This window comes from Virgibacillus ainsalahensis (genome assembly GCF_055380755.1).
Genome location: NZ_AP043943.1, coordinates 2,308,754 through 2,330,422 on the forward strand (window position 1 = coordinate 2,308,754; position 21,669 = coordinate 2,330,422).

The window sequence follows — 21,669 nt, forward strand, 5'->3', positions numbered from 1 at the left end:
CATGTACCGTTTTCATCATACCAAGGTGGACACGAATCTTTTTTTACAGCTGCAGAATTTGGCTACCGTACTATCCGGTAATACCGACTTGAAATTTGAATACAGCTATCGATCTTTTATTGATATAGCAGGTGGCAAAGTTACCGCAAGTACGTCCTGGGATATTGGCAACCAGAAGATCAAAGAAGCAGGCTTTAAATCGGATGTATTTTTGAAAACAATTGGCACATTGCGTTATTCGTCCATTCCATCACTGAAAAGCTATTTGGAACAGACTGAATCAACGACTTTGCCAAAGTTTGCCATTCAGCTGCTTACCTTATTGGAAGATATCCGGTTGGAGGAAATCGTGAAAAAAGAGCGTCCAGGTACAAAGGATACGTTTGAAACCCGCCGAAACTACCTCAGACATTTTTTTGAAACGCAATTAAGAACAAATGTAACGAGAAGTCTTGCACTGGATGAATTATTTTGTCTTATCTATCTGAAACTGCAATCAGACCAGCCTGATCCTATATTTCCAAAGGCGAATGAAAAGCAGGTGGCATATTTAGAAAAGATAACCCCTCTCCTTTATTCTGTCTTTGAGGCGAAAAGCACTAGAGACATTACGACAATTGCTGAGCAAATCGTCTTTCGATTGGAGGAAGAATACCGTGACTCCATGAATGAGTATTTCATCTTTCCCATCACCCATATCGAACAATTTACAGAGAATACATTATTTGATGAATTGACGCGGACAGATCCACTGGCAAATGATGACGAGGAAGATGTGGATCCGGAAAAAAGCGAATATATAGATGAAAAATTTTCCACATGGCATCGGGAAAGTGAAAGTGGTGATCGCAACAACACCTTCCTGCAATTTGAGCTGGAACAAGGAACGAAAACAAGCTTACTTGGTGGTGGGGCCAGAGAGACAGAGGAAGGCGATCAGGCGATGGCCTCCATCCAGGGAACCTCCGGAGAAAGTGAACAAAATGACTATTCAGAAATGGAATCACTGGATAAAAAAGAAAAGAATCAGGGAAATTCGGATAAGGAAAGTATTTATGGAGAGGAAAATAAGAATGCGGTGAAACTGGTAAAAGAAGCAACAACTCCATCACAAGAAGAGATGGAATTGTATCAGGAATTTGTCCTGGCTATTGAACCCTTTAAACGGAGACTCGCCCAAACCATTGAAAAAATCCTCGAGCATAAAAAAAATGCTCCCCGTAAGGATTTATTATTTGGCCGACTGTCAAAACACCTCTTACCAATTGTCATGGATCCGAATAATCGGCGTATATTTTATAAAAAAGATTTGGAATCAAAGGATATCGATGCTGTCTTTACCCTGCTTGTCGATTGCTCTGCATCAATGCATAATAAAATGGAGGAAACAAAAAAAGGGGTGGTGCTGTTTCATGAAGTACTGAAGCAATTAAAAATCCCTCATTCCATTATCGGTTTTTGGGAGGATGCAAATGATGTAAGAGAAGGATATCAACCAAATTATGCGCATGTTATTCATTCGTACGATGATTCTGTTTATCAAAATCACGGCGCTAAAATCATGCAGCTGGAACCACAAGAAGATAACCGTGACGGCTTTAGTATCCGGACAACCACAAAAGAGCTTCAAGCGAGAAGAGAGAAGAACAAGTTTCTGTTAGTCTTTTCAGATGGGGAACCGGCTGCTGCAAATTATAACCAAAATGGAATTATTGACACCCATGAGGCAGTCATTAACGCACGTAAAAAAGGGATTGACGTCATTGGCATGTTTTTAGCAGATGGTGAAGTAGAAGAAAATGAAGACGAGACAATGAAAAATATATATGGTAGAGAGCGGCTCATGATTCCAAGTGTCTCAGAGCTGCCAGAACATTTCACCCCATTGCTGAAGAAATTGCTGTTGAAAACCATTTAAGAATGCCTTTGATTTTGTCTAGGCAGTAAGAAATTTTCATGCTTTCTTACTGCCAAAATAGCTTTCTTTACCTTTATACCACCAACGATAAAATACAATAACAATAAAAATAAATACGGTATACATAAGGACACCTGCAATGAATGACTGGATGGAAGTAAATAACTGATTCCCCAGGTAAGCATACATAATCATTCCGGGGATTAGCCCGATAGCTGTTGCCACACCGTATGTTTTAAACATTATTGTACTTAAACCCGAATAGATATTGACAGCCGGGGGAGGAATAATTGGGATCATTCGGCTAATCAGGATAGCGATAAATGCATTATGCCAAAAGATTGAATCAAATTTTTTTATTTTGTCATACCTTTTTATATAGTTCTGGAACTGATCAACGAAAAAATACCGTGCCAACAGGAAAATAATGATTGCAGCGCCAAAAGCACCCGTCCAATTAATAGCTGCAGCAATCCAGACACCGTACTTCGCCCCCATCACTCCTGCAAAAACGGTAAAAGGAATAATTGGAATCACACCAAAAAATACCGCAAGAAAAAACATGAGTGGAAGCTGTGACAGGTCACTGTGATCCAGCCATTCCATTAAAGGATCCCGAAATAAAAATGCAATATATAAAATAATTCCATAAACGACGCCAACGATTATTCCTTTTTTCATACATCCCGCTCCCTGAAATACTGTCACTTAACATATAGAATGAACCATTCCAATGAAATAATGCGGGATATTATTAAACGGCCACAATTAAATAAAAAGATTTCAGGTTATAATTTGATGAGTTTTTGAACAACCTTTTAAAAGAAACGTAAAGCATTGATCCTATCCATACATTACATACAAAAGGAGGACTTCTAAAATGGATGAAATCAAAGTTGGGGAAGTTTTTACTATTAGTGATGAAACCCAGGAAGAACAAGCAGTTGAAGTATTGGCTAAGGTGACATTAGAAGAGACGGACTATGTGGCTGTCAGCTTTTTAGAAGATTTGCAGGAAGAAAGTGAAGATGAAATTGATCTCTTTTTTCTTAAAATCGATGCCGATAGTGACTTATCAGCTATTGAAGACGATGATGAATTTGAAAAAGTATCCGGTGCATTCGATGAAATTTTAGAAGAGGAAGAGGCGTAAAGGCTAAAGCGTTTCATTTCGAAACCAAAAACACAAATCAGATTATTAAAATCACTCGGAATAAGTAGTTACGGGTGTTTTTTTCACATTACAGAAAGCTTGTGAAGAATCAACCTCCCAGGCAGATGATGTAGTTACATTTATTGGGCAGAGAGTGTGGATTAATTTGGTTGTGCATTTGTGGCCTCGATGCCGGCACTCGGCGGATGCTGGTCCTGCGTTCGTGACGTGTGGTCCGGCGCTCACGGCCCGAAGTCCGGCGTTCAGGCCCAGAGGTCCAGCGCTCGTGCCCAAAAGTCCGGCGCTCACGAAAACTGCCGGGCCTGTCAATCAGTCCCGGCAGTTTCTGCTAAATATCACACACTCTCATAAAGCCCCACGCTGCTTAATAATTTCTATTTACAAAATAATCCAGTAAATGCTTGAGAAAAGAGGTTTTGCACGGCACCTCCTGCAATACTTCTATTGCGAGATAATAATGTTCCCCAAGCGCTTTTCTTGCCTCCTCAGCGCCCAAGACAGAAACAAATGTCGATTTATTGTTATCCACATCATTTCCGAGCGGCTTTCCAAGTGAAGCAAATTCTCCTTCCACATCAAGCAAATCATCCTTAATCTGAAAAGCGATACCGGCATGATAGGCATATTTTTTCAAAGCTTCCATCTCCGGTTCCGTTGCACCTGCGAGGATTGCAGGCATGAGAAGGGATGCTTCGAATCCTATACCGGTTTTATAAAAACACATGGTATTTAATTCTTCCAGTGTCAGCTCTTTTCCCTTGGAGCCTAGATCCATTGCCTGGCCTCGGCACATATCTGCAGTTCTGGCGGCAGAATACTGAATCAGCTGAAGTACCGATTTTGGATAGAACCCATCAAGAGATGCTTGTTCCTCCACGGCTTTTTGGGTTAAAAAAAGTCCGGTTAATTCAGAGATAGCGATATTATATACCTGATGCAGGGTTGGTTTCCCCCTGCGGATGTCCGCGTTATCCTGGGATGGAAGATCATCGAAAATCAGAGAGGAAGTATGCATATATTCCAATGACTTGAGGAGTGGTATAATTGCCGATTTATCCAGCCCATATTCCTCCACCCCCATGACCCAGGAAACTACTGGGCGGAGTCGCTTTCCATCATTTTTTAAACTGTAATTTGCAGCTTCTATGATTGATTCATTCAGATGAGATTCGTGATCCGTCTCAGGAATAGGCAGAAATTTATTGATCTGTGCGCGTGCAGATTCAACCGTATTTGAAAATTCTTCCCGCTCTTTTCGTTCATTCCTTAGTGTCGTAATGATACGGTCCCGAAGCAGTTTATCGAAGAAGTCGACATTCCCTGCTTTTCGAACCATTTTTTGAATGAGCCGATTGAATTTCGGATTTCCGGAAGCAAATAACTCCATTATTTCGTTGTACTTCTCGGTCCCCATTCGTTGTTTAAATCGTTTCAGACCATTTATCGCACGGTCCAAAATCACTTCACATGTCTTGGTATCTGAATGATAAACGTTATGAATTAAATAGGATATGACTGTCCAGTATAGTTCAAAGGGATTAATCAGATCCGGACGCTGATCATGATATTTCATGTAATAGGTATATGGTGTAACAGCACCATCTTTCATATCATCAAACATATCTGCAAAATCATCTGCCAGCTGGTTGTAAATGCCGTAAAAAAATGTCCGCCTGTCAAAACCTTCATCTTCAGAGGTTCCCAGTACGGATCGTACAATTAACCGTGAAGATGCTGATTTTAGAATGACCGGTATATAAAGCTCTTCATTGGAATAATTTCCGTTGGATAAATCCTTTGCACGATCGGCTTCCTGGGAATGAAAAAACACATAAGATTGCTCGAAAAAATGTTTTCTTGTTGCTTCTCGCTGATGCGATTTTATATATTCAAAGGCATCCCGGAGTTCGGAATGAATATAGTGTATCAGTTTCTTATTATTACCTCGCCACTCCCCTAACTCCGGCACAGATCCTGTGATAAGGGTTGTGCGTATCAAATCAGAATATTGTTTTTTCTCTTCAGCTGATAAAACATCTGAATCCAAAATGTCGTCAATGAAGGGATATGTCAAACCATAAGCATAGCCAAGCCTGATTGCTTTATCCAGCTTTTGAGCACGTTCTTCAGGCGATATCTCATCCCCCATTTCTTCAATCTCGTGCATGAGTACCCCGGCAATGATTTTGATAAGCTTCCGCTGCGCTTCTTCCGCATTCATTCCCTTTGGAATATTGGAAGACACCGTCTTTAATTTATCTATTAACCAAAAGAAGCTGGATTCAACCCCTTCCTTTCTGGCAAGCTCGTACATTCCGGCCATACTGAACGGTTCCGTCCTGCTGCTTTGATTTGTCGTAGTGGAATGCTTCAAATATTTTTTTAAACTGGCAACTACCTGCTGAATCCTGTTTTGCGTAGTGGTAGCGTCCAGTGCTTTTCCCAGATCGCGCATGAAAATATAAGAGATGCTTCGGTTCAGATAATTATCCAGCTTACCTGTGTGGTCTAGCCATCTTATATAACTGTGATATGCCATCGGATCAGGATTTCTTTTTTTACGGTTAGAAAAGAAAAAGAAAGCTGGAGATGACATATGGTTCTGTTTCCAGGAATGGATATCCTTTGTGATGGTAGAAATATAAGTCTCTTCCTTGAGCTGCGCAAAGAGTGATGTAAAATAATCAGCTGCTTTCTGTTCCGCCTTTCGATAACATGCATTGGCATTTTTGTTTAATTCTTCGTTCATATGACACATTCTCCCGCTTCATGTTTTCTCCTATTTATATGCCATACAATAAAATCAATATTCTATAAAACTAATAACATATAGTTCAAAAATAACATTTTTACGCTCAAAAAGCTATCCGCGAAAGTTCCACATTTAAAGCCAAGCGTTGAGGATCAGCCCCCACTTTAGCGCTTTAGTGTAGTGGGGGACAGGCCCCTATTTTTCCATCGTGCTTTCTATTTCAATTTCTCTTAGAGCCTGGGAGGCCAATTGATCTGCTTCTTTATTCTTTTTACGGGACAGGAGCTCGTATTCGGGATCAACTCCAAGCTGATTGATTTTACGCTCAATACGATCTAACCACTTGGATAATTCCTCCTCATAGACAGGCCAGTCTTCCTTCAACTGATTGATGACAACCTGGGAATCACCGTGAAACATAACGGGTAGATGATGAACACCTAAATGCTCCAATTCCTGCAGCCCAAGATGAAATGCAGCAAATTCAGCTTCATTATTCGTTTCGAGTTCTTCAACAAGTGCATTTTTTCGCAGCCGAAATATTTTGTCGTTTTGTTTGTAATAAATGACACATCCCAATCCTGATTTGTTTGTATTCAAATCAAAGCCACCATCAAAATATACCGTCACATCATGAGGTTCTGTTCGAATTTCCTCCATTTGCTTTTTTAATTCCTTCAAGTTCCATGTATTATCATGGCTGTCAATGAACATAACATGTTTCATGCGCTTTGTTTTTTCCAGATCCTCTACAAGCAGTAATGCCTTTTTCGCCCGCATTTCATCGGAGCTAAACGTTGTTTCTGTTCCTTTTGGTGTGCGGTAAGTTAATTCAATTCGTACATTCACAAACAGCCCCCCTTTAAGATAGAATAATTGTCATATTTCTTTATGATTAGTATGCCCTATTTTTATACATTAGAAAACCTGGCTTATCGTCAAATCCTGGTCTGTAACTTATGCTCTTTTCACATAGCTTAGGACTACAAAACAAATCGTTACGTAGTCCTTTTACATTATTTAGTCAATTTGTTCATTGTACAGTGAATCAAGGCGATCAAAAGATTTTTCATTGTCGTTTTCAGAAAACTCGGGATTCGCTATAGATTAGGCGAATCCCAAGCCCGCACTTATGCAGTAAGAAAGTATTGTACTTTCTTACCTGCCAACAAAAAAACACCTATTCTTTTATATTTTATAAATGGAAGCAGTGTTTCTTCGTTTTCACTTATTATTTCCGCAAAATCTTCTCCATCGCTTTACCCTTTGCTAACTCATCGATCAGCTTATCCAAATAGCGAATTTCCTGCATCGTTGGTTCTTCGATGTCTTCCACTCGGACACCGCAGACCACACCTTTGATCAAAGGACGCGCGGGATTCAGTTGGGGGGCTTCCGCAAAGAAGGTCTCAAAGTCTGTCTGTTTTTCCAGTTGCGCTTCTAACTCTTCCTGGCTATATCCTGTCAACCAACGGATGATTTCATCAACTTCCATTTTCGTACGTCCCTTTTTCTCCGCCTTCGTAACATAATGGGGATAGACATTTGCGACACTCATTGTATAGATTTTATGTTTGGTCATGATACATCCTTCCTTTCATGTATTTTTGATTATATTTTCTAATTATATCATTCAAAAGCAGGTTAACCTTGTGTGGACATCTAAAATATCAGTATGAATGTCTCTACTCGTTCTGGGTAGCTGCAAATTAGGTAATTACCCCCCCCATACAAATGAAGCCTTCTTAATTCATACGAATAGGTAAGAGTTTGACGTTATCGCCCCCTTTTCCCCTCGTTAGCACCGTACGTGCAACTTTCATTGCATACGGCGCCCCAACTAATCCAATTCATTCAGTTCTATGACATGATGAAGCACGTTTATTTCCAATCAGATTGTGTAATTATTGCACTGTTTCCGTAATTTATTGACTTTATCTATTTGTTTATTGTTTAACTGTAAAGCATCGATTATGGTTTTAATTTTTCCAACATCTTTTAGATGTATCAGTCGGTGAACAAATTCATGTAGCACTATCAAGTTTGAATACCGATCATCTTTAGATAGATGATAAGGCTTTTTATGATGGCAGTGCCAATCATTTTTGCCAAGTTCAATACCTGTGACAGCACATTTTCCATATTGTGCAATAAACCTACTAATGCGATTGTCATTATACTCAATCGTTCGATTTGGAATAAAATTTTTCATGACGTAACTTAATATACTTTTGTTAATCGCTTTGAGATTGTTGTGGATTTTAATCCTGCCGTCGGCAGTATAATTACAGATGTCTTGAGAAAAACAAAGATTTGTTCTATGCCGTTGGGCATGAATTGGGACAAATACCATGTTCTGTGTCTTATGCAATCTTGCTTTACAACCTTTATAGCGTTTTTGTAAAGTTTTAGTCATGTCTGAAAACGTTGCTTCTTTTCTTAAGTCCTTTAGCCGATTATATAAGGTCTTACTGAGATGGGAGGACAACTCACTTAAATTATTCATGATTTGAGTAGCTGCTGCGTAATAGTTTTGGATTCCCATTACGACAGTGTTATAGTGCCAAACTGTTTCAGCACAAGGCTTTCTCTGTATTGCTTTAATAGAATCTTTAATTTTTATAAGTGCGCTGTGTTTAGCTTTCTTCGCCATATTTGATTGGGCAACATGCCCAAACCTCGTTTTACCTTTCCTTTTTACTCGGAAAGAGAATCCAAGGAACTCTGACGATTTTTTCTTTAAGTTAATTACTTTTGATTTTTCTTCACTTGTCTCTAGGTGTAACCTCTTGTTTAGAAAGTCTTTAATAGCATAATTCATTTTGATTGCCTGGGAACGAGTGCGGCATAAAACCTTGAAATCATCGGCATATCTGACAATGTAACATTCTTTTAGCTTTGATTTTTTGAGTGCTTGTGCTTTACTTCCAGAATGTTTATAGTCATATTGGGTCTGAAAAGTTTCCCATTGATTACTTACCCACCAATCAAGTTCATTTAGAACAATATTCGATAAAAGCGGGGAGAGAATACCACCTTGCGGTGTTCCTTTTGTTGGTACACTTTCTCCAACAATCTCTGCTTTTAATAACCTGGATATGATAGAAAGTAATGCCTTATCCTTTATTCCAAGTGACCAAATTTGCTTAAGTAATTTACTATGGTGAACGTTATCAAAAAATCCTTTTATGTCTACATCAATGCAGTGATAAAGCCCCGCCATATTAACGAGCGATTCAAACCTTGCTTTTGCATGATGCGTGCTTCTATTTGGTCTGAAGCCGTAGCTATGTTTATGAAATTTTGCCTCGCAAATTGGTTCTAATACCTGTAAGATACATTGTTGAACAATTCTATCCCATATCGTTGGGATCCCCAATGGTCTTACTTTTCCATTTGCTTTTGGGATAAAAACACGTCTAACACTATCTGGTTTATATGCTTTAAGCATATTCTGAACGTGTTCAATAACTTTCTCAACTGACAAATGTTTAATATCATCGATTGTTAACTTGTTTGTTCCAGCCGTTTTACTCCCAGTGTTTCTCTTGATGTTGCGGTAAGCAAGACGTATATTTTCATTAGAACTAATTAAATTCATTAAGTCATAGAAATTCTGACCATTAACACTTTGAGTATATAAGTTATCAAAACAATGTTGCATATCATAATACTCGCTATGTCTCAGTTTCTTCCGTTTCAACAAGTCGGTGACCCCCTTAGGAGTTGAACCTCTATTAGTCTCACAAGAACCTTGTTAACCGATAAAGAACTGCCATACATGGTTGAATGATTCTTCATTAGTCTAGTGGCTATCCCTCCATGTTGATTAGACATTTCATTGGTACTGTGCCACCACTTTCACTGATACAAAGTTGAGTTATACAGTAGCTATTTTCACTATTGCTTTCCTTAACACCGTTTCAAGGGAAGTAAGTCCTCCACGTTATCAGCTTACAACGTTGAATTATATCTATTATAGAATGAACTTAGGTGCTTCCTGTAAGCCTGTTAGCCGTTCATATGCCTGTAACATATCATGGCCTTTCATATTTGCAAGTCTTACTCGACCACTGCTAACCTCACATTTAAGTGATATACACATTTCTACGTATTGCGCGTTTAGACCCGTACATTCAGAAGTTTGTCAGCGTAACCTTTTATGGTAGGTTTATTTGCATTCTCACCATATTCATTCAACTCAAGCATCATGATTTACACCACCCCATCGGGTAGGCTTTCGTCAGCTGAACTGCACTGTTACGGTAAATTCTTACACCTTTTCATCGAGCTTTTAACACTGTCATTCTTACTAAATCGAGTGCTAATCGACTAAGAGAGAACCCTTCCAAGCGTTACCTCTTCATTTGATTCTTTGATATAATCCTTCAATTCCAGAAGGAATTGCCTAGCCTTTACTGGAGTGATGTGACCATCCCCCATTTAAACTAGGAACATTTCGCACAACAAACGCGCCTGATTAAGGGGACTCGAAAAGATTAAAAGGCTTCAAAAAAGATATTATAGGAATTATATTTTTTTCTGTTTTTTCACTAGTCCAATAACAGATAATATAATATTTCCTCCAGTAAGGAAAAATGTTATATTATCTCCAATTAAGTTTCCAACGTTACATCGCTATTCTAGTAGGTGTTACGAAAACAATAAAACAGCCAATAACTCCTGTGATAAGAGAAAGATAACTAATTAGACTGTGTTTTTCGGTGGACTCAATTCATTTTTCAAATAAACACCTCTTCTTTCAAATTAATTAACTTATTCAATCTAGCTCGATAACGAATACGTTATTCGATTATTCGACAAAGCACCATTTTGTTGCATATCAATTCATGGAATACTTTGAGTGAATGAGGCTGTTCTCCTATTTTTTATACAAAAAATTCACAATAGATTTTATAAACTCCTCATAGGTAGAAGAATATTTATTCCGTTGGTTATACCACTTTCGAATTGTTTCTACTAACCAAAACGGTACAGAATTTCCATCAATTAAATGATAGTATTGTTCATACCCTTTTTTTAGATGTTCCCACCTGAAATCATTACCTGGCAGTATGTATTCAGAGACATCAAGTATCTTTGCTCTTCCGTTTTGAAGTAAAATATTTTTCAAGTGGATATCACGTGGGTTAAGCCCCTTCGTACGAACATATTCTCTTGCATCCTCCACGTCATTTATAACTTGTTCTGGAATGTGAATCCCTTGTAGAACGCAGTCAAAGAGAGTCTTTCCTTCCTCGTAGCTTAAAACGAGGTATTCGTCATAAGAAGCAAAACATGTTGAAAAGAAAGGTAAATCTCCTAATATCTGGTAAACATTTGCTTCAACTTTTACTTTAGCTATTTTGTCCTTAGCATATTTTTTAAACGCAAAAGCTGGAGCGTTTAAAGATTGAAAAACGGCCGCATCTGTCCCTACACCTGTACATTTCAAGTCATTAGCATCCCCACTTATGGTTACAGGCTCGTTATTTGGATTAGAAAAAACAGTAATTTTAGAAAGTGAATCCATTGCTATATCCCAATCGTTTTCCATATAAGCTCCTTTCATTAACATTGAAGAAAACTGCGCTATCTAATTACTTTATGAGAAACTCTAATACTCTTAACAAAAATCATATTATTATTTATATGATTTCTTTAATATCTTAAGGACGATCTTCCTCAATCTGACCCTTTAAATGAAAAATGGGCACTGATCTTTATTCCAGAAAAGCGCCCTATTGCGGAACAGGTGGAATTTTTTTACTTGGTCAAATGAAAGCTTTGCTCAATTAAGTTGTAAATTTCTCCCTCTGGATCGTTACGTTCTAAAACAAGTGAAATCCAATGTTCCTTATCCATATGATATCCAGATAAAATGTCTCGTCCGTTCCTTAAAATATCATTTAACTCGGGGGGAGATTTTAGATTCAAAATATCCATTTCCTCGCTTCCATCTATTCCTAATTTCTCAGGAAGAACATTCATCACAAGACCATACCATTTTCCATTGGATGCATGTCTCAAAGCAGCATAGTTTGGAAATTTCTTGAACGGATAATCAGGCAATGTACCGTAGTTTTCTTTGACGTGCTTAAAGATATCTTCTCTAGTTACCATGCTGAATAATTCCTCCACCTCATCAACGTGTAGATAACACGTTTCCCCAACTTTCAAGATTGAGGGTTTTCCTTCAATTACCTCTGCTTTAAATGTTATAAATAATGCGTGATGACCATTTTCTTTGAAAAAGGCCTCGTTAACTGCAACAATTTCTCCAACTTTTATCGTTAACCCTGTTTCCTCTGCAACTTCTCGGATAACTGCCTGCTCTAGTGTTTCACCTTGTTCAACTGCTCCACCAGGAAGAGACTAGGTACCACCTTGATTATTAACCACAAGAACTTCATTTCCTTTACAAATCAATGCGTACGCAATATCTACTCTTATCAAATCCTCACCTTCCTCATTTAAAACAAATAGAAACACACAAATATTTTTTGGCCCTAAAAGCAATAATGGACACATTTATTATTCCACGAAAACGCCCTATTCCTTAATATTTTAGAATTATGAACCCAACTTTTTTATTGCCAAGGAAGAAGCACTTCCTCCTATAATCAGACCTCCAATTACCGCAATGATACTACCATACAAAGCCCCCAATTGTGTAGATGAAAAAATCCCAGTTAACATTATTATTAATCCTAATAAGATTAGTTCTATTCCTTTGATCATAAAAATCCCTCTCCACTTATTAAACAATGTGGTCCTTAAGTAATGAACTTAGTATAATTACGATTTAAAAATAAATTGGTTTCATCAACCTGCCCATTAGCTCAATAAGCCTTATTATGCAGATAGGTAAGAGTTTGAAGTTATCGCGCCTTTAACGGTAGACTTGAAATCATGATAACCTTTCCCTTTTCCCCACTATTTAAGCCTTGAGAAGCTCCTTTTTATAGGCAAGTGGAGTCATATTCATTCTCTTACGGAACTTACTAATAAAATAACTTGTACTATTAAATCCGACTTCATAGGCAACTTCCGTCACATTAGAATCAGGTTGCTGAATAAGGACTAAACTCTTCTGGATCCGATAGTCTGTGACGTAATTTAATGGTGTTTTTCTAAGCATTTTTTTGAAATACCTACAACATTCAGATCGACTTAATTGACCAGCTCTTGCAATATCGTCTAACATGATTTTTTCTCCATAGTGCACATGTATATAGTTTAACATTTGCTTCATCCGACTTTGTTTTACTGCTTCTCCTTCGTCATACTCTAACGGCAGACCATGTATAATAAGTTCTTTCCACATTTGATTAACCGACATAAACGTATCAAGTTCAAAGTGTGGTGATTCTTCTTGAATCAAAAGCTGAATGTTAAGTATAGAATTCAAAATGTTTTTTTGCCAGGAATGCTTTGTTCCAATGAAGAGATAAGGGAAGTTCGTCGCTTTGATATAAGGATATACATACGTCATGTATAGTTCGTTTGGCAGAACAAAATGTGGTGCAACATTTAAGCAAATATAGACACAGCCTGATTGTTGGTTTTCTTCAGCCATGTGCAGCCGACCACTATTTATAAACAGTCCCTCTCCCTCACTAATTACAATTTTCTCTTCATTTATTTGAAAAGTTCCTTCTCCTTTCGTAACATGAACAAATTGTACTTCATCGTGCCAATGAAGTGGAATATAGCCATTTACATTTTTGGAAATTGTCGTTTCATAACAAGCTATTGGTAACTCAATGGTACGATGTTTAGTAAGTTCTTTTAACTTTTCGTCTAATTTAAAATCTTTTATCTGCAAATAAACACCTCAAAATAATTATACTTTTTCATCCGATCTAGCTATTATTCTCATCATTTTTTAACTATTATAACACTATCGTTATATTATTGAGGTGGTATTAATGATAAAAGGACATACAAAAAATAAAGGCTTGCTTCTCGTTATAATAGGAGCCATCTTTTGGGGAGTAGGGGGAACAGTTTCACAAAAACTCTTTCAAGATTACGCTATCCATGTAAATTGGCTAGTAACCGTTCGGTTGCTCATAGCTGGCGCTTTACTTTTGACAGTTCAATGCGTTAGGAAGGATTATCTCCACATCATTAGTATTTGGAAGAATAAAAAAACAGCTGTACAGATAATCATTTTTGGATTACTTGGCATGCTGGCGGTTCAATACACCTATATGGCTTCCATTAATCATGGGAATGCTGCTGTTGCTACTCTATTACAATATCTTGCTCCTGTTATGATCATCATTTACTTACTCTTACGTAAACTGACCAGCTTCACTAAACAGGATTTTATGACTGTTATTCTTGCTCTACTTGGCACCTTTTTATTACTTACAAACGGATCCATTTCCGAATTATCCGTACCTGTAATCTCTATTTTTTGGGGCATATTATCTGGGGCAGCTTTAGCTTTTTATACTCTATATGCTATTCCTTTACTTAAAGAATTTGATTCCCTTGTTGTTGTTGGATGGGCCATGGTCATCGGAGGAGTTACATTAGGTTTTATCCACCCTCCCTGGCAAGTAGACTCTTCAAACTTTACAGCTGAAATTTATATGTATCTAATTTTTGTAATTATATTTGGCACTATGTTTGCGTTTTGGTTTTACATTGAAAGTCTACAATACCTTCCACCTAAAGAGACAAGTCTAATTGGTAACTTAGAACCCCTTTCAGCAGTATTAACCATGGTCATTTGGTTAAGTGAACCCTTTGGCTTTTTTCAATGGTTGGGTATGGCTTGTATCATTGGTATGACTCTATTACTAGCATTTAATAAAAAAGCTTCTTATGAAAACAATTAGAGAAAAATCAAATCCATCAAAGCTGACTAAACAATCCTATGCTTTGATGGATTGATTGTTTTACCTAAAGTCATCTACTAAAAGGCTGAAGACTATTGTTTAATGGCTATTCCCCTTGAACTTATAAATCCCTCTTGTTACTCTGTTATACTTATTTCATTATCTCGAATGCAAGTCTTCCATTCTTAAATACATTTCAAAATGAAAAAAGTTTCGATACATTTATACCGCAAAATGGTCCCTATGTACATAAATGGGTGCTTTCACTTGTGCTGTTTTCGCACGGTTTGCGGAAGGTAGGACGGCATACTCTTATTCCAAAAAAACACCTTTATAAAAAATAAACGCCTCTTTTCTAAGCAAAGAAGACGTCTACTATTTTTTGTAAATATCGCCACGGCGCTTTCGAGTTGGTTTATCCATCTTTTTAAGATACTTGGCCGCTTGCTTATCAATCCTCAGCTCATACATCCGGAATTTCCTTCAAAAGTTCATCCAGTGTAACATATTCCCCGCCTTTGACACGTTCACGGGCTTCATCCACTTCCTTTTTTATTTCGTCGTTCAATTCCAATTCCTCTTCATCAAATAAATGACCGAAAAAGTCTTCCATTCGAGGCAGCATTTCTTCTGGCAATTCGTCCACCAACCGGGGTAATTCTTTTCATTCAATCGAAGGTGAATAACTTATTTCATCTGAATACCATTCCAAAAGATATCCCAAGTAATCTGTTGTACTTTTTCATACATGTGATAAGGTACATAAACTAACTGAATGTCAAGACCATCTAATAAAGTTACAAAGGCAGTGGTACATTCTTCAGGACTTTTCCGGAACTTATGTTTGGCAAAACATAAGTTTAGATTTTCTTTCAGTTTTCCAAGATACAAACCGTATTGAGAGTTTACAAGTTCATACGTTTCTAGTGGTGAAAAAAAGGAATAAATATATAAAAATGTTACGTTCGGGTTTGTTAGAAAACGATTTTTATGTTCCGTTAATAAATTATACAGCTGTAATTCTATATTTTCCTCTACATGATCCTCAAAATAATGATGGATAAATACTTGCTCTTCTTTTATGACTTCCTTGTATAATTCAATAAATAAATCCTTTTTGGTCGGATAGTGATAAGAAAGAGACTGCTTTCTCATTCCTGCATCTTCTGCAATCTGGCTCATTTTCGTTCCCTCGTACCCGTATTGGTTAAAATGTTTAATTGCTATTTTTTTAATCTTTTCTTTACCCATTTTGGCCTCCTTCAGTAGAAATAAAATTGGAACCTATTGTCTATGCTGCATTTCCCTTTCTTTCTATTTCGTATTTGAAAAAAGTATAGGTTAAATATACAAGTAAATACAATACATAAGATACGATGGCAACATAATATATAGCCTGATAGGAAAATACCTCTGCAACAACTCCGAGTAGAAGAGAACCGCCGCCAAGTCCCAATTCAAAGAAATTGAAAAATGTTCCTATCGCATTTTCATGATTATGTTCTTCAACTAGGTTCAAACATACCGTTTGAAGAGCAGGTAAAATTGCTCCAAATCCTAGTCCATAAAGGAACCCTGCAATGAGAAGCTGAAACTCACTTTGCGTAGCTATTAGTACAACAAAACCAGCAATGGAGCTCAATCCAGCAGGTATTAAAACGGATGAGGGTCCTAGTTTGTCAAACATTTTCCCAGAAACCAACCTCACCAGGATACCAGCAGCTGCTACAATGAAGAAAAACCATGCGATATTTTCAAAGCCTTTATCGACTGCGTATAAAGCAGTAAAGGATATGATTGCTCCTGCACTTATTCCTATTAGGAAAATGAGCGTAGATGGAAACAACACACGTTTTTCTATCAGTTTGAAAGTGGTGATTGGAGTTTTTCTGTTTTCTCCATCATTTACTGACTTCGTTTTTCTAGAAATGAATACAGCAATCAATAATGCTAGTAATGTGATAGCCATACAGCTCATAAATAAGCTCTGAAAATGATAGTTTTGTAAGATACTAACCCCTATGAGTGGTCCAACAGACATTGCTACCGTCTCTCCAACACCAAAATACCCTATTCCTTCTCCTCGGCGTTCCTCTGGAATGCTTTCAGCTGCGATGGTTGTAAAATAGGTTGTGGCCAAGCCAAAACCAAAACCGTGAATTACTCTTATAAGAAGCATGATCCATATACCTGACGACAGGTAGTATGCTCCTGTAGAAAGGGCACATATAGCAATACCGATTATTAATAAATATTTTTTATTCATTTTTGCAGCAAGAACACCTGCAAATGGTCGAATAAGAATAGATGAAAATACAAATATTCCTGTCACTAATCCAATTTGTGTAGCATCTCCTCCAATATATGAAACAAAAAGAGGCAAAGTCGGTAGCAACATCTCAAAAGCGCCAAATAATAAGGCATTAGCCAACATAACAAAAATAAAAGAACGACTCCATAGCTTCACCTTTGAGGTTTGTTTTGTAACAACGGTCATATGAATCCCCCACTTTATGAATTACACCTCCAAGATACAACACACATTTTATCTGACAGATGTCAGTGTGTCAAATAAAATATTAAAATCATAGGTGATTTCAAACAAGGTGAATGATTCCAATCAAAATCAAGCGTTTTTCATTCTAATGTTATTCTACAATCTGCCCCGATTGCAGAAGACTCCCTTTACTGAAAATCAATCAAGTTTGTACAACAAGTATAACATTTTCGATTCCAAAGACTGGATTAACTTTGATCACTCAGAATGTATACAGTCATAACCATCTGTCATTACAGGTACATTTTGTTCAATCAGTAGTAAGTAATATGTCAAGGTTGTTTACATTTCATTGGGAATCGTGCCGTCATTAAGTTCTATACGAAATAAAACGCGACGTGAAATGCACGCCGCGTTTATATATTAATAAGAAAGTCCATGTCCAAATCCATATGCATTACCGGTTTTATCCCGATACACATAAGCGGATCCTTTTGCATGACCAGGAATGTCTCCCGGGCTATCATCCAGTACTTCTTGATTAGCTGGAAGTGTAAACGGCATTTTTCCGGATGGATTGAACCTGCCTCGAATGACATCTGCCAGTCGTTCATATTTTACCCCGAATGTACTCAATACTGCCGCTGCATTCGGCTCAATTTCACCAATTAACCAAGGATTCGTCATATTAACAGCAAGAATTGTAGGCACTTTTTCTTCGATTTCTTTTATGCTTGCTACGTCAACTCCTGTGTCTGGCCCCAGTGCAACTGATAACGGAGCATCCGGGCGATCGGCTACCGTATTAGGAATAGCAAACACGAATGCATGTGTCGCTTCTTCCAGGTTGTCCGTTAACACAAGTGAAGGATCGTTGGTCGTAAAGGCTTCTTTCACTTTCTTCGTTTCGTCTTCTGCACCTTCTTGCTTAAACACTTCCACATAAAGCTTCACTTCTTGCGTTTTCTCATCGGTTAATGGCAGGATTTGTTCATCATTACGCATGAGAACAATTGATTTACGGTGTGCTTCATCTGCTTTTTCCTGGGAAGTTGAATCTTTTGCAATAGCTTGTGCCTGTTCTGGATCGACATATGGATTTTCAAACAACCCTAATTCCATTATTTCGGTAAGTAAATACGTAACAGAATGATCCAGTTTTTCTTCGCTCGCAAAGCCTTCCTTGATTGTATTAATCAATGTAGATGGATCTGCTTCATCCGAGAACATATTTACGCCTGCGTCTAATGCTTTGGCATATCTTTCCTCAGCTGACAGGTCTTCTGCTCCCCATGGCATCATATTGATAATACCTGTATCTGAGTTGATATAGCCTTTAAACTCAAGCTCTTTACGTAAGATATCACGTACAATGGCATTATTATACGCAAAACCAGTCTCTTCAAATGCTTCCCCATCTTTTAACTGGGCCACACTATGTTCATTACTTGGATACGCATAATATGGCATAATCGAAGTCGTTCCAGCATCGATTGCTGCTTTAAATGGCGGAATGTGATAGTTATACAAACTGCCTGGAGTTGGGTATGGATTGAAACTGCCCCAAGGATAATGTGGATCATGTCCTTTATGCCTTGCTCCTCCACCAGGGAAATGCTTTATTGTTAAGGCTACACTGTTTGTCCCAAGCTTTTCACCCTGAAAACCTTCAACAACAGCTTTGGTCATTTCAGCTGCCAAATTCGGGTCTTCCCCGAATGTACCATTAAATCGCATCCATAATGGGTCTGTAGCAACATCTGCCATATAGCCATACATTTTATGAAGCCCTGCCGCTCTCCATTCACGTGCAGCAGTTTGTGCAAATTCCTTCATTACTTTTGCATCAGCCGTTGCAGCAAGACCTAACTCACCTGGCCAAACTGAAAATTCACCAGTTGCTTCCATCAACCCATGATACAAATGACCAATATGATTTCGTGGATTGGAAACCATTACTGCTGGAATTCCCAATCTGGATTGTTCTGCAACTTCCTGGATTTTATTGGTCCATGTTGCTAAATCTGCTGCATTTGGGTTGTCACGAACAATGAAGTAACGCAGATTTAAATCCAAGATCCCCTTTGTTGTCCCTGCATTATAAAGCAAAGGCTTAGGGAGTTCGTATTCGTCATCCCCTGGTTGTAAAAATGGATGTGTCTTGATCAAAACATCTGTCTCGCTTAACAAACCGCTTTCATCTGTTTCCGTGCTTTTTCCACCACTGGGGATTCTGTCAGACCCTGGCATATATTGTGAGGAAATCGTCATCAGTCCAGCTTTTTCTTCCAGCGTCATGCGAGATACGAGATCTTTCACTCGTTCTTCAATTGGAATCTCCCAATTTTCATAAGGATCTAGTACGCCATTCCCATTCAAATCTCTAAACTGTTTGCCATCGACGGTTAAAATGTCTTTAACGCGTGTGTCGACATTTGGCACATCTTTTTTATTCATGGAAACACTCCTTTATAACCGTTATAATTGTAGTATAAAAATAGTCCATACATCCTGCAACAAACACATATGTAATATGGAACAAATTTTAGTTTGTTTTCTAAACAAACTATTTATAACTCTAATTATATCATAAATAAAACCGCTTTATTTATCAACTTTTTGTAGGGTATTATTTTTAATTTACTCAAATTTTGAAGATCGAAAATGGCAAGTAAACCTTGGTGTGACTTTATAATAAAGTTTGATCAAAAATAAAGCACATATCCGCATTTTACGGAAAACTCAAAGAAGCTATTTTGAAAAAAGATTGATCAAAATAGATTCTGCTTGAGTAATTCCATTAAAGCGCTCGATTGCGGTAAATCATAACATATTAAATACCAGTTATTATAAAGATTAAGGCTGTCATTTATGAAATATTGTATATTCTTCTCCCTGATCAAACTTCAATTCTTCAGCTAGGTGAAGTGATGGTTTATTAGAAATATCACAATCCCAGCTTGGCAATACTTTTTGTTCTAAGCATTGATGAATAAAGACATTAGCTAATTTGTGCGCCAAACCATTCCCTCGGGCATTTTCACTCGTATAGATGTCAATTTCAACTTTTGACTTACTTCTAAAAATGGAAGTACATTCACTGACAACTTCTTCATTGTCATTAGTTGCACAAAAACCGAAGCCATTTTTCAAATACTTGTTTAAATCTCCCCAATTCCTTAAATAATACTGCTGATCAAATATATCACTCTTCATGATTGTATTTTTATTAATAGGCTGTATTTCAAAATTAATATTTCTATTATTGGAGGAGTACGCACTTAAAAACTTATCTTGGTTCAAAGTAAACAATTTTCTTTTCATTATCTTAGATTGTTTGGTGACAAGATTTGAAATTATATTTTTCCACTCATCATTTGGAGTGAATATTGTAAATCTTTCTGACTTCATCTTACTATAATAATTTTGAAGTTGATCAACAAAGATTTTATTAGGTTCACCACAAACAAAATAAGTTCCATTATTTGTTCCGATTAAATAAGATTCCTGATATTCTGAATCTGTTAATACAACTCCATCAATAAAACCATCAACAATAGCTAATGCAAATGTAGGAGCCGTCTTTATATTTTCTAGAACACGACTGAGTTTGTTATATTGCATTTTACCAATTTCAATCATAACATTCATCTCCTATCACTTATTCAATAATCTGGCCCTATCGAGGAATATCGTTACCTCTTTCTAACAACGTAAGTGATGGCATTTTATAATGTATCCATAGGTCTAGACACTAAAATTGAAAAAATAAGATAAACTAATACTATGAGTAAAAAGAGAAGAAGATATAGTCCAGAAGAAAAATCAAAAATTGTTTTAGAAGTTTTGAGGGAACAAAGCACTCTTAATGAAATTTCATAAAAATATGGTGTGAGTCCACAACTAATAAGCAGATGGAGGACAGAGTTTTTATAACATGCCAGCTGTTTTTGATAAAAAAATCCGCTGAAATTGAGAAGGTGAAACAAGAACACGAGGCTGAGAAGCAGGAACTGATTAATCAAATTGGACAGCTTACTGTGGATATCACCACCTTATCAAGCCACATTTTACTTAAACTTTAACATATATTACTCAACAATCTGACCCTTTTACTCAAGATTGGACGCTGATTCTTATTCCAGATAAGCGCCCGTTAGTTGAAACTGATAAGTGTTTTATTTATTCCTCTTTATTTTTATTTGAATCAGTTAACATTCCAATTGTTATTCCGAAAACTAAACCTGCACCAACCCCAATTGTCAGGTCATCAAATACTGTTAACCCAACTATTGCTCCTAAAGATAATCCTACACCAATTCCAGTCGCTAAGTTAGTATCCTCTGCTATTCTTTCATTGTTGCTCATTATTTACACTTCCCCCGAAACTTTTAATTAATTTTTATTCTTCAACAATCTGGCCCTATTCCAGAATAGTAAAATCCTGCTTACCAATATAATTGTATCAAACTCTTT

19 protein-coding genes and 1 pseudogene are annotated in these 21,669 nt (G+C 37.3%); 4 read left to right on the plus strand and 16 right to left on the minus strand.

What is annotated here, in order from left to right:
* Nucleotide 1: 1 nt before the first annotated feature.
* A complete protein-coding gene (locus tag ACZ427_RS11255; RefSeq protein WP_461178549.1) occupies nt 2–1,918 on the plus strand; it encodes a vWA domain-containing protein in 1,917 nt (638 codons plus the stop codon).
* A gap of 36 nt (nt 1,919–1,954) precedes the next feature.
* Here the strand turns inward: ACZ427_RS11255 and ACZ427_RS11260 are convergent, their stop codons facing one another.
* Nucleotides 1,955–2,599, minus strand: coding sequence for a TVP38/TMEM64 family protein (locus ACZ427_RS11260; protein WP_461178550.1), 645 nt, complete (start codon nt 2,597–2,599; stop codon nt 1,955–1,957).
* A 199-nt stretch (nt 2,600–2,798) separates the two neighbouring features.
* On the opposite strand from ACZ427_RS11260, the gene ACZ427_RS11265 reads away from it, so the two are divergent.
* Nucleotides 2,799–3,071, plus strand: coding sequence for a DUF1292 domain-containing protein (locus ACZ427_RS11265; protein ID WP_461178551.1), 273 nt, complete (start codon nt 2,799–2,801; stop codon nt 3,069–3,071).
* Between the two features lie 385 nt (nt 3,072–3,456).
* Here ACZ427_RS11265 and ACZ427_RS11270 read toward each other — a convergent pair whose 3' ends face one another.
* The 9 genes and pseudogenes from ACZ427_RS11270 to ACZ427_RS11310 all read right to left on the minus strand — a co-directional run bounded on the left by ACZ427_RS11270 (nt 3,457) and on the right by ACZ427_RS11310 (nt 13,666).
* Nucleotides 3,457–5,850, minus strand: coding sequence for a polyprenyl synthetase family protein (locus ACZ427_RS11270; RefSeq protein WP_461178552.1), 2,394 nt, complete (start codon nt 5,848–5,850; stop codon nt 3,457–3,459).
* A gap of 189 nt (nt 5,851–6,039) precedes the next feature.
* Nucleotides 6,040–6,693 (minus strand): ribonuclease H family protein, encoded by a 654-nt coding sequence (locus tag ACZ427_RS11275; RefSeq protein WP_461178553.1) that lies wholly within the window; start codon nt 6,691–6,693, stop codon nt 6,040–6,042.
* Nucleotides 6,694–7,075: 382 nt separating this feature from the next.
* A complete protein-coding gene (locus ACZ427_RS11280; RefSeq protein WP_461178554.1) occupies nt 7,076–7,426 on the minus strand; it encodes a DUF2200 domain-containing protein in 351 nt (116 codons plus the stop codon).
* Nucleotides 7,427–7,735: 309 nt separating this feature from the next.
* Nucleotides 7,736–9,547 (minus strand): group II intron reverse transcriptase/maturase, encoded by a 1,812-nt coding sequence (gene ltrA / locus ACZ427_RS11285; protein ID WP_461180029.1) that lies wholly within the window; start codon nt 9,545–9,547, stop codon nt 7,736–7,738.
* Between the two features lie 1,179 nt (nt 9,548–10,726).
* Complete coding sequence (locus tag ACZ427_RS11290; protein ID WP_461178684.1) at nt 10,727–11,401, minus strand: serine/threonine protein kinase; 675 nt, start codon at nt 11,399–11,401, stop codon at nt 10,727–10,729.
* 209 nt (nt 11,402–11,610) lie between these two features.
* On the minus strand, nt 11,611–11,967 hold the full coding sequence (locus ACZ427_RS11295) for an MmcQ/YjbR family DNA-binding protein (protein ID WP_464883429.1): 357 nt from the start codon (nt 11,965–11,967) through the stop codon (nt 11,611–11,613).
* A gap of 39 nt (nt 11,968–12,006) precedes the next feature.
* Nucleotides 12,007–12,168 (minus strand): annotated as a pseudogene (locus ACZ427_RS11300) (NUDIX hydrolase); the annotation flags it as partial.
* Between the two features lie 249 nt (nt 12,169–12,417).
* Nucleotides 12,418–12,585: a hypothetical protein gene (locus tag ACZ427_RS11305; RefSeq protein ID WP_461178685.1), complete on the minus strand. Its 168-nt coding sequence runs from the start codon at nt 12,583–12,585 to the stop codon at nt 12,418–12,420.
* Between the two features lie 199 nt (nt 12,586–12,784).
* A complete protein-coding gene (locus tag ACZ427_RS11310; protein WP_461178714.1) occupies nt 12,785–13,666 on the minus strand; it encodes an AraC family transcriptional regulator in 882 nt (293 codons plus the stop codon).
* Nucleotides 13,667–13,775: 109 nt separating this feature from the next.
* Between ACZ427_RS11310 and ACZ427_RS11315 the strand changes: the two genes are divergently transcribed.
* Complete coding sequence (locus tag ACZ427_RS11315) at nt 13,776–14,696, plus strand: EamA family transporter (RefSeq protein ID WP_461178686.1); 921 nt, start codon at nt 13,776–13,778, stop codon at nt 14,694–14,696.
* Nucleotides 14,697–15,159: 463 nt separating this feature from the next.
* Here ACZ427_RS11315 and ACZ427_RS11320 read toward each other — a convergent pair whose 3' ends face one another.
* The 5 genes from ACZ427_RS11320 to ACZ427_RS11340 all read right to left on the minus strand — a co-directional run bounded on the left by ACZ427_RS11320 (nt 15,160) and on the right by ACZ427_RS11340 (nt 20,835).
* The gene (locus tag ACZ427_RS11320) at nt 15,160–15,342 is read right to left on the minus strand and encodes a hypothetical protein (RefSeq protein WP_461178687.1); all 183 of its coding nucleotides are present in this window, start codon (nt 15,340–15,342) and stop codon (nt 15,160–15,162) included.
* Nucleotides 15,343–15,383: 41 nt separating this feature from the next.
* Nucleotides 15,384–15,947: a TetR/AcrR family transcriptional regulator gene (locus ACZ427_RS11325; RefSeq protein ID WP_461178688.1), complete on the minus strand. Its 564-nt coding sequence runs from the start codon at nt 15,945–15,947 to the stop codon at nt 15,384–15,386.
* A gap of 40 nt (nt 15,948–15,987) precedes the next feature.
* Nucleotides 15,988–17,193, minus strand: a complete 1,206-nt coding sequence (locus ACZ427_RS11330; protein ID WP_461178689.1) for an MFS transporter — start codon at nt 17,191–17,193, stop codon at nt 15,988–15,990.
* Nucleotides 17,194–17,616: 423 nt separating this feature from the next.
* Nucleotides 17,617–19,650 (minus strand): glycoside hydrolase family 3 protein, encoded by a 2,034-nt coding sequence (locus tag ACZ427_RS11335; protein ID WP_461178690.1) that lies wholly within the window; start codon nt 19,648–19,650, stop codon nt 17,617–17,619.
* A gap of 408 nt (nt 19,651–20,058) precedes the next feature.
* On the minus strand, nt 20,059–20,835 hold the full coding sequence (locus tag ACZ427_RS11340) for a GNAT family N-acetyltransferase (protein WP_461178691.1): 777 nt from the start codon (nt 20,833–20,835) through the stop codon (nt 20,059–20,061).
* Nucleotides 20,836–21,143: 308 nt separating this feature from the next.
* Here ACZ427_RS11340 and ACZ427_RS11345 point away from each other — a divergent pair, with 308 nt between their 5' ends.
* Entirely contained in the window at nt 21,144–21,278 is a 135-nt protein-coding gene (locus ACZ427_RS11345) for a hypothetical protein (RefSeq protein ID WP_461178692.1), read from the plus strand.
* Nucleotides 21,279–21,375: 97 nt separating this feature from the next.
* On the opposite strand, the gene ACZ427_RS11350 is transcribed toward ACZ427_RS11345, so the two are convergent.
* Nucleotides 21,376–21,561: a glycine zipper domain-containing protein gene (locus tag ACZ427_RS11350; protein WP_461178693.1), complete on the minus strand. Its 186-nt coding sequence runs from the start codon at nt 21,559–21,561 to the stop codon at nt 21,376–21,378.
* Nucleotides 21,562–21,669 lie beyond the last annotated feature (108 nt).

What these genes read in the sequence shown, in the direction of transcription:
- ACZ427_RS11255 (WP_461178549.1), top strand. Translation starts at nt 2, where the DNA reads ATGTACCGTTTTCATCATACCAAGGTGGACACGAATCTTTTTTTACAG.
- ACZ427_RS11260 (WP_461178550.1), bottom strand. Translation starts at nt 2,599, where the DNA reads ATGAAAAAAGGAATAATCGTTGGCGTCGTTTATGGAATTATTTTATAT.
- ACZ427_RS11265 (WP_461178551.1), top strand. Translation starts at nt 2,799, where the DNA reads ATGGATGAAATCAAAGTTGGGGAAGTTTTTACTATTAGTGATGAAACC.
- ACZ427_RS11270 (WP_461178552.1), bottom strand. Translation starts at nt 5,850, where the DNA reads ATGTGTCATATGAACGAAGAATTAAACAAAAATGCCAATGCATGTTAT.
- ACZ427_RS11280 (WP_461178554.1), bottom strand. Translation starts at nt 7,426, where the DNA reads ATGACCAAACATAAAATCTATACAATGAGTGTCGCAAATGTCTATCCC.
- ACZ427_RS11290 (WP_461178684.1), bottom strand. Translation starts at nt 11,401, where the DNA reads ATGGAAAACGATTGGGATATAGCAATGGATTCACTTTCTAAAATTACT.
- ACZ427_RS11295 (WP_464883429.1), bottom strand. Translation starts at nt 11,967, where the DNA reads ATGGTAACTAGAGAAGATATCTTTAAGCACGTCAAAGAAAACTACGGT.
- ACZ427_RS11305 (WP_461178685.1), bottom strand. Translation starts at nt 12,585, where the DNA reads ATGATCAAAGGAATAGAACTAATCTTATTAGGATTAATAATAATGTTA.
- ACZ427_RS11315 (WP_461178686.1), top strand. Translation starts at nt 13,776, where the DNA reads ATGATAAAAGGACATACAAAAAATAAAGGCTTGCTTCTCGTTATAATA.
- ACZ427_RS11325 (WP_461178688.1), bottom strand. Translation starts at nt 15,947, where the DNA reads ATGGGTAAAGAAAAGATTAAAAAAATAGCAATTAAACATTTTAACCAA.
- ACZ427_RS11330 (WP_461178689.1), bottom strand. Translation starts at nt 17,193, where the DNA reads ATGACCGTTGTTACAAAACAAACCTCAAAGGTGAAGCTATGGAGTCGT.
- ACZ427_RS11335 (WP_461178690.1), bottom strand. Translation starts at nt 19,650, where the DNA reads ATGAATAAAAAAGATGTGCCAAATGTCGACACACGCGTTAAAGACATT.
- ACZ427_RS11340 (WP_461178691.1), bottom strand. Translation starts at nt 20,835, where the DNA reads ATGATTGAAATTGGTAAAATGCAATATAACAAACTCAGTCGTGTTCTA.
- ACZ427_RS11350 (WP_461178693.1), bottom strand. Translation starts at nt 21,561, where the DNA reads ATGAGCAACAATGAAAGAATAGCAGAGGATACTAACTTAGCGACTGGA.